This window comes from Hymenobacter sp. DG01 (assembly GCF_006352025.1).
Taxonomy (GTDB): Bacteria; Bacteroidota; Bacteroidia; order Cytophagales; family Hymenobacteraceae; genus Hymenobacter.
The window spans coordinates 4,655,942-4,668,006 of sequence record NZ_CP040936.1; the positions used below are offsets into that span (position 1 = coordinate 4,655,942).

The following is a 12,065-nucleotide window of genomic DNA, read 5'->3' on the forward strand; positions in this document are numbered from 1 at the left end:
GCCGGCGCTGGCTGCCGGACGCGTAGGGTTTCTTTTTTCCTGCGTCTGGCCCGCAACATTATTCTGTGCCACCCGGCCCACCCACGGTTTTACCCCTCGCTTCTTTCTCGCGTCTGGCCCCGCGTTGCGGTTGTCCGTTGTGCCCGGAATGCCCTGTGCTGTCCCGTTTGGTTTCCTTTGGTTTCCGCTGCCCCGCCTGAATTTTTCGCTCAGCTTCTTATATGTACACTATTGACGAGTTGAAGGACCGATTGCTGTCCGAACTAAAGGAAATTGCTGAAAAACTGAATGTTGGCAATTTCAAAAAACTCAGCAAGCAGGATCTGATTTACAAGATTCTCGATCAGCAGGCTATTACTCCTCCGGATAAACTTCCTCAAAAAGTGAAATCAGCGGCGTCTGCAAGCTCTGCCGCGGAAGCGCCCGCACCGGCGGAGGCCCCGGCTGCGGAAGCGCCTGCCGCTAAAGCTGCGCCTGCCCGCGCCGCCCGTGCCCCGCGTACGGCCGCCCCGCGCCGTGAGCCTGCCGCCCGCGGCAAGGCTGCCGCCGCTCCCGCGGAAGCTGCCCCCGATGCACCCGTTACCGAGGCTGCCGTGGCCGCCCCGGAGCCCGCCCCTGTTGCTCCCGCTGCCCCAGAGGTAGTGCCCGTCCCGGAAGTGGCTCCGGTAGCCGCGGCAGAAGTGGATGCTGGTCCCGACCGGCCCGTGAAGCTTTACCAGCGCCCCGAGCGGCGCACCCGCACCGACCGCGCTGGTCGGCCCATTGTGGCCCCGGCTGCCAGTGAGGCCCCAGCCAGCCCCGAAGCTGCTACGGCGGTAGCGGAGGCGCCTGCCGCTGAAATCCTGGAACCAGCGGTTGCCCCGCAGGATGCTCCGGCTGGTCGTGAAGCGCGCCCTGCCGAGGCTCCGGCTCCCGCCCGCGAGGGCCGGGCCGATCAGCCCCGCATTTTCCGGGAGGGCCGTGAGTACCGCAACGATGCCCCGCGTGAAGCCCGTAACGATGCTCCTCGCGCCGATTTCCGCTCCGATGGGGCCGCCCGGCCCGAAAGCAACGGCCGCGCTGAGCAGACCCGGGAACGGGAGCTGCGCAACGATGCGCCCCGCGCTGACTTCCGCTCTGATGGAGCCGCCCGCGACGGTCGTTCCCTGGATCAGCCCCGTAACCTGCGCGAGGGTGGCCGCCCCGATGCCCGTGAGCAGCGCGAGCAGCGCCGCGAGGAACGCTACGCCGCCCGGGAACTCCAGCGCCAGCAGCGCCAGGAGCAACGCCAGGCCGCCGGTGTAGCCGAGCAGCCCCGCCCTGAACAGCGCCCCGCCCGCCAGGAAATGGACATCGTAATTCCGGGCGAAGGCACGCTGGAAATGATGCCCGATGGCGGCTATGGATTCCTGCGCAGCCCCTTCTATAACTACCTGGCTTCGCCCGACGATATTTATGTGTCGCCGCAGCAGGTCAAGCAGTTCGGCCTGAAAGCCGGCGACACCGTGAAGTGCACCATCCGCCCGCCCCGCGACGGAGAGAAGTATTTCGCCTTGGTGGGAGTGGAAGGCATCAACGGGCGCTCCGTGGAGGAAGCCCGCGACCGTATTCCGTTCAATAACCTGACCCCGCTGTTTGCTGAAGAGCGCCTGAAGCTGACTACCAAGTCGGCCCAGTACAGCACCCGGATTCTGGACTTGTTCGCGCCCATTGGCAAAGGCCAGCGCGGCCTGATTGTAGCCCAGCCCAAAACCGGTAAAACGGTGCTGCTCCAGGAAATTGCCAACGCCATTTCGGAAAACCACCCTGAGGTGTACCTGATGATTCTGCTCATCGATGAACGCCCGGAGGAAGTAACGGACATGGCCCGCTCGGTAAAAGCCGAGGTGCTGAGCTCCACCTTCGATGAAACGGCTGACCGCCACGTAAAAATTGCCACCATTGCCATGGAAAAGGCCAAGCGCCTCGTGGAGTGCGGCCACGACGTGGTGATTCTGCTTGACTCCATTACCCGTTTGGCCCGTGCTTACAACACGGTGCAGCCAGCTTCGGGCAAAATCCTCTCGGGTGGTGTAGATGCCAACGCCTTGCACAAGCCCAAGCGTTTCTTCGGGGCAGCCCGTAACGTGGAAGATGGCGGCTCCCTGACCATCATTGCTACGGCCCTCATTGAAACCGGCTCGAAGATGGACGAGGTGATTTTTGAGGAATTCAAAGGCACCGGCAACATGGAGCTGCAACTGGACCGCAAGCTGGCCAACAAGCGTATTTTCCCGGCCATCGACGTGCCCGCCTCTGGTACCCGCCGCGAAGACCTGCTCATGAGCAAGGACGAGCTGAACCGCATCTGGGTGCTACGCAAGTTTATGTCGGACATGACGGCCTCCGAAGCAATGGAGTTCCTGAAGGACCGCATGAAAGGCACCCGCGACAACGAGGAGTTCCTGATGGCTATGAACGGGTAACCTGCATAGAGTTTCTTATTTTCCAACGTAAAGGCCCGTTCTGCAAGTGCAGAACGGGCCTTTACATTTGGCGTAGGGGTAGCCTCACTTCCGGACCAGGCGTTGCACGCTGCGCCTGCCCCCTATGACAAGCTCCATGAAATAAATGCCGGCGGGCACCCGCTGCACCGAAAGGGTAGCGCCACTGCTTGCCTCGCCCGCCATGAGTGTTTTGCCGGTAGCGGCGTACAGCCGATACTTCACTGGGCCGCGGGCATAGGGCAGAATAATGGTGCCGGTGCTGGGATTGGGGAAAAGCGCCACCTCGGCTTCCGGCGGCCCAGCCACAGGCACTACCAATGAGTACGTTGCGGAACCATCGTGGTCCACTTGCCGAAGCCGGTAGTAAGCCGGAGTCCCCAGCGGGGAAAGGTCGGTAAAGGAATAAATGGCACCCTTGGCCGTAGTGGCGCTACCCCTCACCTGCCCGATAGCCCCAAACGTTTTGCCATCGGGGCTGCGCTGCACCTCAAAGTAAGCGTTGTCCTGCTCCATGGCGGTGGCCCAGGTCAGCAGGATCTGTTGGCTGCGGCGCTCCGCCGAGAAGCGGATGAGATGCACGGGCAGAGGGCGTGAGCTGGTTACGGTTATGTTGTCTATAAACAGGGCCGAGAGGGCATTGGCATTCAATATAATCCGTGCCCGGATGTTAGTCAGGTTTTCCTGCGCAATAGTGACCCTGATAGTGCTGACGGCTTCCGAACTCGTGGTAACAATACGGCTGATAGGCGTACCCAGCGTAGTGGCCGCAATGCCGGTAGCCGCATAGTCCCAGGCGGCTCCTCGGGCGCCGGTTATGGTAACCGCAGGCTGGTAACTGCTCCCACCGTCGGTGCTGAGGCTTAGTACTACCGAGCCTTGGGCCGTAAGTCCCAGCCCCGGCCCTAACCCGTGCGCCGCCAATTGAAAGCTGATGACGCTTCCGCCAGACTGCTGAAAGAGCAGGGGAATATCGAGCTGGGTAGTCTGAGCGGTGCCGCTCACCACATTCAGGTTGATAATCCCGAAAGCTGCCGAACCCCCTACCCCAACTGTAGTGCCCGGGGTAGCCGTAAGCCCGCCAACCAAGGCTGATGCAAGGCCGCTGTAGGGCTGCCCGCTACCCCCGTTGGTATTCACAACCGTGTAGGAAAGCTGATTGGGGCCAGCATCAAAGGATTGCGCATACGTGTATTGGGCCCACGCCTCGTTGGGTACACTGGCAAGAGCAATAACCCCACACGCCGCACAGTACCACACTTTGTCCTTGAATCGAGAAATCCACCCCAGCATATCCATCGGCACAGAAAGTAAAAGCAATGAACCTTTAGTAATAATATGCAAAATATTATCGATATGATCATAAAATAGTGTGATTTCTTAGGTTGATGGCCTGCAGACTAGGTGTGCGTGCGGTATTGGCTGGCCGGCTCATCAAGAAAGATCAGGCCTTGAGCGGCGCACAGTTGCGCCTCCGCTCAGAACGCCGGTTCTTTGCAGACTATGGAACAGCAGCATGATCTTCCCGAGCTTCTTTATATCTCGGACCCCCTCTGCGCGTGGTGCTACGGCACGAGCCCGGTAGTGCAGCAGGTGCAACAAGCCTTTGCCGGCCGCCTGGAGGTGTCGGTGCTCTGTGGGGGTATGATAACCGGGGAGCAGGTAGGGCCCATTGGCGAGGACTGGCCTTACCTGGCCGGGGCCCTGGCGCAGGTAGAAAAAGTTACGGGCGTGCAGTTTGGCGCGGCATTTCGGGCCCAAGGCGAGCAGGGCAGCTACCTTCAGAATTCCGAGCCGCCGAGCCGGGCCATTCATGCCTTCCGACAGTTGCGCCAGGAGCACACCGCCGAATTTGCCCACGCAGTACAGCAGGCATATTTCCGGGATGGAGCCGATTTAAATAATCTGGCCACCTACAAGCCCTTGGCTGCCGCTTACGGCCTTGACCCTACCGAGTTCCGCCAGCAGCTCACGCGCCCCGATACCATCCGGGGGACGCAGCTGGAGTTTGCTGCCGTCGGAAAAATTGGAGTGCAGGGCTTTCCTACCCTAATCCTGCGGATCGGGAGCCAGGGGTACGTGCTGGCCCGTGGCTTTGCCCCGTTTGAAACACTCAGCGCCGATATTACGGAGGCCCTTCGTCAGGCAGGGGAGCAGTAACACCAAGCCTGAGCAGCCACAAAAAAGGCGAAACGGTTGCGTTTCGCCTTTTTTGTGGGTTAGGGGAGCCGCACTACCTGCTTCCGCAATGGCGACCAGGCAATGGTATGGCGGTCTTCTTTCCCCACCAGGTACTGAAAGGCTACGGTTTCGGGGCGGCGGCGCAAATCGTCCCAGGCGGCGCGGTCGGTGCCGGTAGGGGCTTCGGTTGCGGCTGGAAAGGTAGCAGCTGAAGCTACGGCGGGGCGCCGGAAGTTTTTATCAGCAAAGAATTCCCGGACGCGGCGGCGCACGTAGGCTTCCCGCTCGGCTTGGGTGGCGGTGGGGCCCGCCATATCGTACACCATAGCCGCTTCCAGATCGGGTGCCGACAGCACTTCCCGGAAAATAACCTGGCCCGCCGCCGTAGTAATGGTAAACGTAGCCTCTCCGGTAAGCACCGAGGCCCCGCGCAGCACTAAGGAGAATACATCCGGGGAGCCGGGCGAGGAAAACAGGTGGCGGCTGCGGGCCGTCAGCAGGGTGTCGGCCGTAGCATCCACGGCGGCTGGTCGCGCCGTATCCAGGGGCTCGGGGGCAGCGGTAGCCGCGGCCGAATCGGGGTTGGCTGGGTCAGGGGCAGTACCCCCTGATTCGGGGCCGGGGGAAGAGCAGGCCAGAGCCAGCAAAAGCAGAGGGGAAAGCAGCAGGGCGCGCATCGGGAAACAACAAATAAATGTGAGCTACTATACGCAAGCTGAACCGTTGCTGGTTGCTGCCTAAGCCGCTACTGCTGCCAAAGCAGCATCAGCAGAAAGGCGGCGCTCAAACACAAGGAGGAAACCTGGTTCATGCGCATGGTGCGGTCGAAATCGGCGGCCGATTCATTTTGCCACACTGCCCGGGCCCATTGCAAAAACAAGACCACTACCGGGCCGGTGGCAAGTAGAAAGATAAGAGCGTGGGTAGGCTCCTGGCGCCACCAGTACGCGGCCACCAGCACAGCCGCACCCGTTGCCAGCGCCGCCCCCGCAAATACAAACGTTCCCCGGATGCCCAGGCGCAAACTCAGGGTCCGGTCGCCGCGGCGGCCGTCTTCGGCGTGCTGATACACCTGGGTCAGGGGGTAGGAGCCGCACAGAAACAGGCTGCTGACCAAGGCCAGCAGCAGGTTGTCGGGGGCCAGCAGCTCAGCGTGGCCGGCGCCTACCCCCACCTGCGTCATCAGAAAGGTGTAAGCGCCCTGAAACACGACTACCACGGCCGTGCTCAGCAACGGGTATTTCTTGAGTCGGATGCCCTCGTAGCTGTAGGCCTTGGAAACCAGCAGATACACGGCTACCAGGGTCCCAAAGGCCAGGCTCAGCAGCCCGGCCCCTACTACTGCCAGCGCATCGAAAAGCCAGACCATGTGCAGCAGCTCCCGCGACACTTTGGGCGGCTGGCGCAGCCCGCCAATGCTGCCTTCGTCCCGGTCGTAGTAGCTGTTGTAGCCGTTGGAGGCGGGGTAAGCCAGCAAATGCAGCACCCCGAACACCACCGCGGCCCGCCACCCACTGAAAGGCAGACGCAGAGCGCTCAGGCCAAACCAGAACACGGGCATCAGGTACACCGAAAACGGGATGCGCAGCAGCGGCAGCGCGCGGCGGTAGGCAGCAAGAGGCATAGCACAGGGAGGGGAACAGGCAGACAGCTCAGGCCGCCGGAAATGGCCTGGGGCGCAAGCTACGGCTTACCTCTCAGTTTCGTGGGGCACTCCCAGCAGATACGTAACCTCCGGCCCCCACCAGTGCCGTACTACCCCCGCCTGCCACCGGAACGTGCCCTCCGGATCGGCGCGGCGGGCCAGGGCCAGCAGCTGCTCGGGGGGGTAGAGCCGCAGAATAGAAACGCAGCCGTCCCAGATGGTAAACAGCGGAATCAGGGGGAGAATGTAAGTGAAAAAAAGCCGGCTAAATCGGAAGGGCCGGATAAAGGGCGTAATCAGGAGCTGTGCCACGGGCAGCACGGTGCAGGCCAGCAGCAGCTCGGCCCAGTGCTTGCCGGCCCCCTCAAACACCCCGATACCGGCCCGCTGCCGTACCGCGTCGGCCAGAATAGCCTCGGCGGCGGCGGGCGGAAAATGATGGAACGCCGAAAAAATGGCGCGGAATCCCGTGAGGGAAGCCGGCACGGCGGTGGCATCCACGGCGGCGGCCTCGAAGCCCAGGCCGGGCGTGTGGGCCTGCAGCAATTGCCAGGCGGCCGGCTGGGGGTAGAGGTCGGTGAGTGTAACGCGGGCTTCGGCCAAGCCGGTGGCCTGTAGGCGGCGCAGCACTCCGGCCGTGCCACCCCCGGCACCGGCGCCCAGTTCCAGCAGATGAGCCTGCCGGGTTTCGCGCAGGGCGCCCTGCAGCAGCGGCACAATGGGCTGGTAAGTGCCCAGGGCCGAAATCATAAACCGCAGGTAATCCATCATGCCCGCCCGAATGACCGACGGAAACCAGGGCAAATCTTCGAACTCAAACAACTGGAGGCGCAGCTTCATGGGAGTACCCTACGCGAAGCAGCCGAAGATGGCCGTGCCCGGCCCGGGTGGCACCCGCCGGTGGTTAGTCGCAGGCGGTGGCGCGGCCGGTGTTTTCGCGCTGGGCGGGGCTGTAAAGCCAGAGTACCGTGAGCATGGCGGCGGCCCAGTACGGCAAGGACATGCTCAGCAAATCGTGCGCTGAACTGATAGGGAGCAGTAGCTCCAGCAGCTTGTTGGCCAGCAGAAAGAACAGGGTTACGCCAATTAAAGCCAGCGAGCGGCGCGACAATCCTACCTGCAGGTGGCACATGAGGCTAAAGAAAGGAATGACGAGCGGCACGATACACAGTGAAACCAGGGCGGCTACCAGACCCGTAAGTAAGGCAATGGGGTAGTCGTCTATGCGGTCAAGAGAAAAGTCGAGCAGCAGCCACAGTGTACCCCCCAGGTTGGCAAAAGCCCAGAGAATAAAGGCGCGGGCAATAGTAGAGTAGGCCGACGTATTAAGTGTTGCCATAACAGAAGAGGTGAAGGAAACGCGTTGAGGCACCGGATGGCAGGTAGTAATAGGGGGTAGTCAGAAAGTCAATACGCCCGGAAAACACGCCCGGATTGGCGTAGAGGCAGTTTTTTGTTGGGAATGTCCTGTCTCGAATTGGGCTTTTGTTAGCAAAGGCAGGGCAAACCTTCTTCCGTATCCCGAATGCTGGTGCGCCGGCCCGCGCTAAACACTGGGCATTTTCCCGGCTGGTCCTTTCGCCGAGCGGGCGCCTCACGCTTCAATTAGCTGAAAAACTGTTGTTTGGCTCCCGGAATCACTCCAGGTGCCTAGAGCACGACAGGGAGAGTCGTAAGTTGATGAAGCTGCCGGCAGAGATTGCCGCAGTCAGAGCCAGTGAACCATCTTGGGAAGCAGGGCGGCGAAAATTTGTTACATACGGCACTAGGAAAGTACCGGAAACATTACTTGCTTTGCAGTGCAAAGTTCTTTAAGCTATGTCGAAGTCCGGACCTGACCCGCTTGCTCAACTCACCGAGATTCGCGCCATTATGGAGCGGTCTTCCCGCTTTATCTCGCTCAGCGGCCTTTCGGGGGTAGGGGCGGGGGTAGTGGCCCTGCTCGGGACGGGGCTTGGGAACTGGTACCTGCGGCAGATTTACCCGAGCGGGGGTTACACCAACCTGGTGAGCAGTACGCCCGCCGAGCGGGAGCAGCTGCTGCCTTACCTGCTGCTGCTGGCCCTGGGCATCATCGGGGCAGCCCTGGCGGTTGCTGCGTTCTTCACAGTGCGCCGCGCCCGCCGGGCCGGGCAGCCCCTGTGGAGCGCCCTGGGTCGGCGGCTGGCACTGAGCCTGCTGATTCCGCTGGCAGCCGGCGGGCTGTTCTGCCTCGCCCTGTTCTGGCAGGGGGCGGTAGGGCTGGTGGTGCCGGGGCTGCTGCTGTTCTACGGCCTGGCCCTGCTGAACGCCAGCAAGTACACCCTCGAGGAAATCCGGTGGCTGGGCCTCACGGAAATGGCCCTGGGTTTAGTGGCTGTGTTGTTCCCCGGCTTTGGGTTGGCGTTCTTTGCGCTCGGTTTCGGGCTTGGGCATATTGGCTACGGCCTGTTGATGTACAACCGCTACGAACGGTAAGTGCCTGATGAAGAGCTGAGGGAAGAAGAGAAGATGTGCCCGGTGACTGAAGCGGCGCGGGGCCATCTACAGTTTTTCTCACCTCATCACTACATCACTACCATCCTCATTACTTTTCTCCTTGAAACACGTCATCCACACGCTCAATAAAGCCTTCGACAACCGGGTCCGGTTGGGCGTTATGGCCGTGCTGATGGCCAACGACACGGTCAGTTTCAATGAGTTGAAGGAAGCCCTGGACCTCACCGACGGCAACCTGGCCAGCCACGTAGCTGCCCTCGAAAAAGCCGGGTATGTGCTGGTAACCAAGCAATTTGTGGGCAAGAAGCCCAATACCACCTACGCGGCCTCCGCTGAAGGAAAATCGGCATTTCAGGACCATTTGGCGGCGCTGGAAAAGCTGCTGCGCGGAGAGGCGTAAATTTTTTTGCCTATATACTTTGAAACACAAAGTTCTTTATAATAACTATTATCATGGATGCACTTACTTCCTCTCTGCCCCGGGCGGCCACTGCGGCACCCTCGCCCCGCACCACGCCCGTGCCGTTATCGGCCCTGCAGAAGCTCCTGATTCCGCTGGGAGCCATCTTGTTCGACGTGCTGTTCTGGAATCAGGAAGTCGGGCTTAACCTCAGCCTGTACACCGTGTTTGTGGTGGGCGCCACGCTGGCCGGCCTGCCGCGCTACGCCCCCGTGCGTCGCTCGGGTTACTTCTGGCTGATGGTAGGGGGCACGGTACTGAGTGCAGGCTGTGTGTTGCTACTAGGGTCGGGCGCGGCTAAGCTGGCCTGCGTGGCTTCCCTGGCGATGCTGCTGGGCTACGTCAATCAGCCCCACCTGCGGCTGGTGGTGTTTGCCTTGCTCACAGCCCTGACCAGCGCCCTGCGGGTGCTGCCGGGGCTGCTGCCCTACCTGCGGCTGCCGCAGAGCAAGGCGGGCTCCTGGCGCCGGACGCGCTTCTACGGGCGGGTGCTGCTGGCGCCGGTGGTTATCCTGGTGGGGTTTCATATCCTGTTCAGCCTGGCTAACCCGCGGTACAGCCAGTTGGCGGCGGCCGTATTTCAGCGGCTGGGCGAGTGGCTGGCCGCGCTGCTGCCGGCTATATCGGTGGCCCACCTGCTGTTCTTCGTGCTGGGCCTGGCGCTGACGGCCGCGGCGCTGGTGGTGGTGCCGTTTCACTTCTTTCAGGATCAGGAGTCGCGCCTGGGCGAGTTTGTGCGGCGGCAGCGCGACCGGGTGGCCTCTCTGAGCGTGCGTAACCCCAACTTCCGGGCCCGGCGCTTCGGCTCCCTCGACCTGCGTAAAGAGTTCCTGGCGGCCCTGGCCGTGTTCGGGCTGGTGAATGCCTTGCTGCTGGTGGTGAACATCATCGACATTAACTGGATCTGGCTGGGCTTCACGCCTACGCCCGGCTTCGACCTGACCCAATTTGTGCACGAGGGTACCTACGTGCTGATTCTGAGCATACTAGTGGCCATGGGCATTGTGCTGTGGTTTTTCCGCCGCAACCTCAACTTCTACGCGCCCGGCCTGCGGGCGTTACGCTGGGGGGCTACGGTGTGGGTAGTGCAAAACGCGGTGCTGGTGGTTTCGGTGGCTCTGCGCAATTATTACTACATCACCTACACAGGCTTGGCTTACAAGCGGATAGGCGTGTATGGCTTTCTGCTCCTGACCTTATTTGGGCTGGGCACCGTGCTGCTGAAAATCTGGCAGCGCCGCTCGGCCTACTCCCTGGTGCGCCTCAACGCGCTGGCTGCGTACGGCGTGTTATTGCTCCTGGCGCTGGGCAACTGGGAAATCTGGATGGTGCGCTACAATCTGAGCCCACGCTTCAAGGAAGTTGACCTGGGCTTTCTGCTGGCCATGCCCGAGCGGGTGCTGCCCGAGATGACCGCCCGCCAGAGCGTGCTACAGGGCATGACGCGCATCGTTGTCAGCCCGCCCGGTAGCTACACCGAACTGCGTGCTACCCCCTCCGAGGCCCAGGAAGCCATCCAGAGCCGCGTGGCCGCATGGCGCCGCAACTACCCCGAGTACCACAGCTGGCAGAGCTGGACCTACGCCGAAGCTACCGCTTACGAGCAGCTACGAGACTAAGGCCCGGCAGGTGAGCCAGCCTCAATGGGTGCTGGTCTGCTGTCTGATTACCAAATGATTATGTTGTTTGTGACCTGTCATTCGTTGCTATTACTACCCCGCTTTCCTATCCTCTATTTTCGGTTGCTATTGGCTACCAGGCGGTTACCGGGCCTGGTAGCCCCCGGCAGGCAATTACTTCAACTCATCTGCGCTTCTCTCACTCCCCTATTGCTACCCCATGAACCTTGCTCAAGTAGGCCTCACGCTGGGAGGCATTCTGCTCTGCGCCACCTGTATTGGTGCCTTGGCTGTTCTGCTGACCTGGCGCGAACGGGCCGCTTCCGCCCCCGAGCGGTGGCGCCGACTGATTCTGGTAGTGCTGCCCGCTTCGGGGGCGCTGCTGGGCCTCCTGCTCTGGACGCTGCTGCACGTGATGCTGCTGTGGGGGCAGCATGCGCCAGCAGTTGCGGGCGTGCAGTAACTGGCCGGAGTCATGAAAGCTCAACCAGTAACGGTAGTAGGGCAAGCCAAGTCATCAGCTGAGCCAGGGCCTGGAGCTCTGTGGCGGTGCTACTGGTAATCTGTTGGGGTTGGTGGGAGCTTTTACTGAATACTGCGGACTGGCGGTTTAACCCGGAGCAGCCATGGCTTGGTTTGTTCTAGCTACCCCTGGTCAGCAACGCCGTGGTCGTTCGGTGGACTACCCTGCCTATGTGGAGAAGCCTTGACGCAGATGATTCCGCGTTTAGCCAGGCCTCTATAACACGGGTAGTTGCCCTGATTTTAGGCCTGATATTTCATGCGGTTTTTCTGCTTTGGTGCCTGTGCATGGTAGCATTTTCCGGTACTGACATGAACATCCATTAATTCTTATGCTTACTTGGCTAGACCCACTTGTAGCCCAACTACTCCGTTTTATCCGGTACACCGTGCTGCCTGCTGTGCCCCGGGCGCTGTGGTGGGTGCTTTTAGCCATGATGGTCGCTTCTCTTAACCTTGTTTTTGAGCGCGAGGTGTGGCCGAATACCCCCAAGGCGGAGCCTGTATTCACGGGCGGACTGTGCACCGCCCTGGCTACGCTGCCTTGGTTTGCCGCGGATACCGCCCGGCGCATAAGCCAGAAAGTGGCAAGCTGGTGGTGCGGCATGTGGTGGCTGGTGGCCCTGGGATGTTACCTTGTAGCTGCAGCATCTACTTTTATATTCTGTATAGTCGTGGTAAGTATGTGCTGGAAGATG

The 12,065-nt window shown here is 61.2% G+C and carries 11 protein-coding genes; 6 read left to right on the top strand and 5 right to left on the bottom strand.

Translation table 11 applies throughout. The annotated features are described in order from the left end of the window. The first annotated feature begins 221 nt into the window (after nt 1–221). Complete coding sequence (rho, locus tag FGZ14_RS19880; protein WP_139925893.1) at nt 222–2,444, top strand: transcription termination factor Rho; 2,223 nt, start codon at nt 222–224, stop codon at nt 2,442–2,444. 84 nt (nt 2,445–2,528) lie between these two features. Here the strand turns inward: rho and FGZ14_RS19885 are convergent, their stop codons facing one another. Further along, the gene (locus tag FGZ14_RS19885; protein ID WP_139925894.1) at nt 2,529–3,782 is read right to left on the bottom strand and encodes a T9SS type A sorting domain-containing protein; all 1,254 of its coding nucleotides are present in this window, start codon (nt 3,780–3,782) and stop codon (nt 2,529–2,531) included. 183 nt (nt 3,783–3,965) lie between these two features. Between FGZ14_RS19885 and FGZ14_RS19890 the strand changes: the two genes are divergently transcribed. Then, the gene (locus FGZ14_RS19890; RefSeq protein ID WP_139925895.1) at nt 3,966–4,622 is read left to right on the top strand and encodes a DsbA family protein; all 657 of its coding nucleotides are present in this window, start codon (nt 3,966–3,968) and stop codon (nt 4,620–4,622) included. A gap of 59 nt (nt 4,623–4,681) precedes the next feature. Here FGZ14_RS19890 and FGZ14_RS19895 read toward each other — a convergent pair whose 3' ends face one another. The 4 genes from FGZ14_RS19895 to FGZ14_RS19910 all read right to left on the bottom strand — a co-directional run bounded on the left by FGZ14_RS19895 (nt 4,682) and on the right by FGZ14_RS19910 (nt 7,627). Next, nucleotides 4,682–5,320, bottom strand: a complete 639-nt coding sequence (locus FGZ14_RS19895) for a hypothetical protein (protein ID WP_139925896.1) — start codon at nt 5,318–5,320, stop codon at nt 4,682–4,684. A 68-nt stretch (nt 5,321–5,388) separates the two neighbouring features. Next, nucleotides 5,389–6,267, bottom strand: a complete 879-nt coding sequence (locus FGZ14_RS19900) for a UbiA family prenyltransferase (RefSeq protein WP_139925897.1) — start codon at nt 6,265–6,267, stop codon at nt 5,389–5,391. A gap of 66 nt (nt 6,268–6,333) precedes the next feature. Beyond that, entirely contained in the window at nt 6,334–7,128 is a 795-nt protein-coding gene (locus tag FGZ14_RS19905) for a class I SAM-dependent methyltransferase (protein WP_139925898.1), read from the bottom strand. Between the two features lie 64 nt (nt 7,129–7,192). Next, nucleotides 7,193–7,627, bottom strand: coding sequence for a hypothetical protein (locus FGZ14_RS19910; RefSeq protein WP_139925899.1), 435 nt, complete (start codon nt 7,625–7,627; stop codon nt 7,193–7,195). Between the two features lie 479 nt (nt 7,628–8,106). On the opposite strand from FGZ14_RS19910, the gene FGZ14_RS19915 reads away from it, so the two are divergent. From FGZ14_RS19915 to FGZ14_RS19930, 4 genes are all read left to right on the top strand, one after another. Beyond that, nucleotides 8,107–8,745 carry a hypothetical protein gene (locus FGZ14_RS19915; protein WP_139925900.1) on the top strand — a complete coding sequence of 213 codons (639 nt, stop codon included), beginning with the start codon at nt 8,107–8,109 and terminating at the stop codon, nt 8,743–8,745. A gap of 121 nt (nt 8,746–8,866) precedes the next feature. Further along, the gene (locus tag FGZ14_RS19920) at nt 8,867–9,166 is read left to right on the top strand and encodes a transcriptional regulator (RefSeq protein WP_139925901.1); all 300 of its coding nucleotides are present in this window, start codon (nt 8,867–8,869) and stop codon (nt 9,164–9,166) included. Nucleotides 9,167–9,219: 53 nt separating this feature from the next. Beyond that, complete coding sequence (locus FGZ14_RS19925) at nt 9,220–10,845, top strand: DUF4173 domain-containing protein (RefSeq protein ID WP_139925902.1); 1,626 nt, start codon at nt 9,220–9,222, stop codon at nt 10,843–10,845. A 220-nt stretch (nt 10,846–11,065) separates the two neighbouring features. After that, nucleotides 11,066–11,308 (top strand): hypothetical protein, encoded by a 243-nt coding sequence (locus tag FGZ14_RS19930; protein WP_139925903.1) that lies wholly within the window; start codon nt 11,066–11,068, stop codon nt 11,306–11,308. Nucleotides 11,309–12,065 lie beyond the last annotated feature (757 nt).

What these genes read in the sequence shown, in the direction of transcription:
- rho (WP_139925893.1), top strand. Translation starts at nt 222, where the DNA reads ATGTACACTATTGACGAGTTGAAGGACCGATTGCTGTCCGAACTAAAG.
- FGZ14_RS19890 (WP_139925895.1), top strand. Translation starts at nt 3,966, where the DNA reads ATGGAACAGCAGCATGATCTTCCCGAGCTTCTTTATATCTCGGACCCC.
- FGZ14_RS19895 (WP_139925896.1), bottom strand. Translation starts at nt 5,320, where the DNA reads ATGCGCGCCCTGCTGCTTTCCCCTCTGCTTTTGCTGGCTCTGGCCTGC.
- FGZ14_RS19900 (WP_139925897.1), bottom strand. Translation starts at nt 6,267, where the DNA reads ATGCCTCTTGCTGCCTACCGCCGCGCGCTGCCGCTGCTGCGCATCCCG.
- FGZ14_RS19905 (WP_139925898.1), bottom strand. Translation starts at nt 7,128, where the DNA reads ATGAAGCTGCGCCTCCAGTTGTTTGAGTTCGAAGATTTGCCCTGGTTT.
- FGZ14_RS19910 (WP_139925899.1), bottom strand. Translation starts at nt 7,627, where the DNA reads ATGGCAACACTTAATACGTCGGCCTACTCTACTATTGCCCGCGCCTTT.
- FGZ14_RS19915 (WP_139925900.1), top strand. Translation starts at nt 8,107, where the DNA reads ATGTCGAAGTCCGGACCTGACCCGCTTGCTCAACTCACCGAGATTCGC.
- FGZ14_RS19925 (WP_139925902.1), top strand. Translation starts at nt 9,220, where the DNA reads ATGGATGCACTTACTTCCTCTCTGCCCCGGGCGGCCACTGCGGCACCC.
- FGZ14_RS19930 (WP_139925903.1), top strand. Translation starts at nt 11,066, where the DNA reads ATGAACCTTGCTCAAGTAGGCCTCACGCTGGGAGGCATTCTGCTCTGC.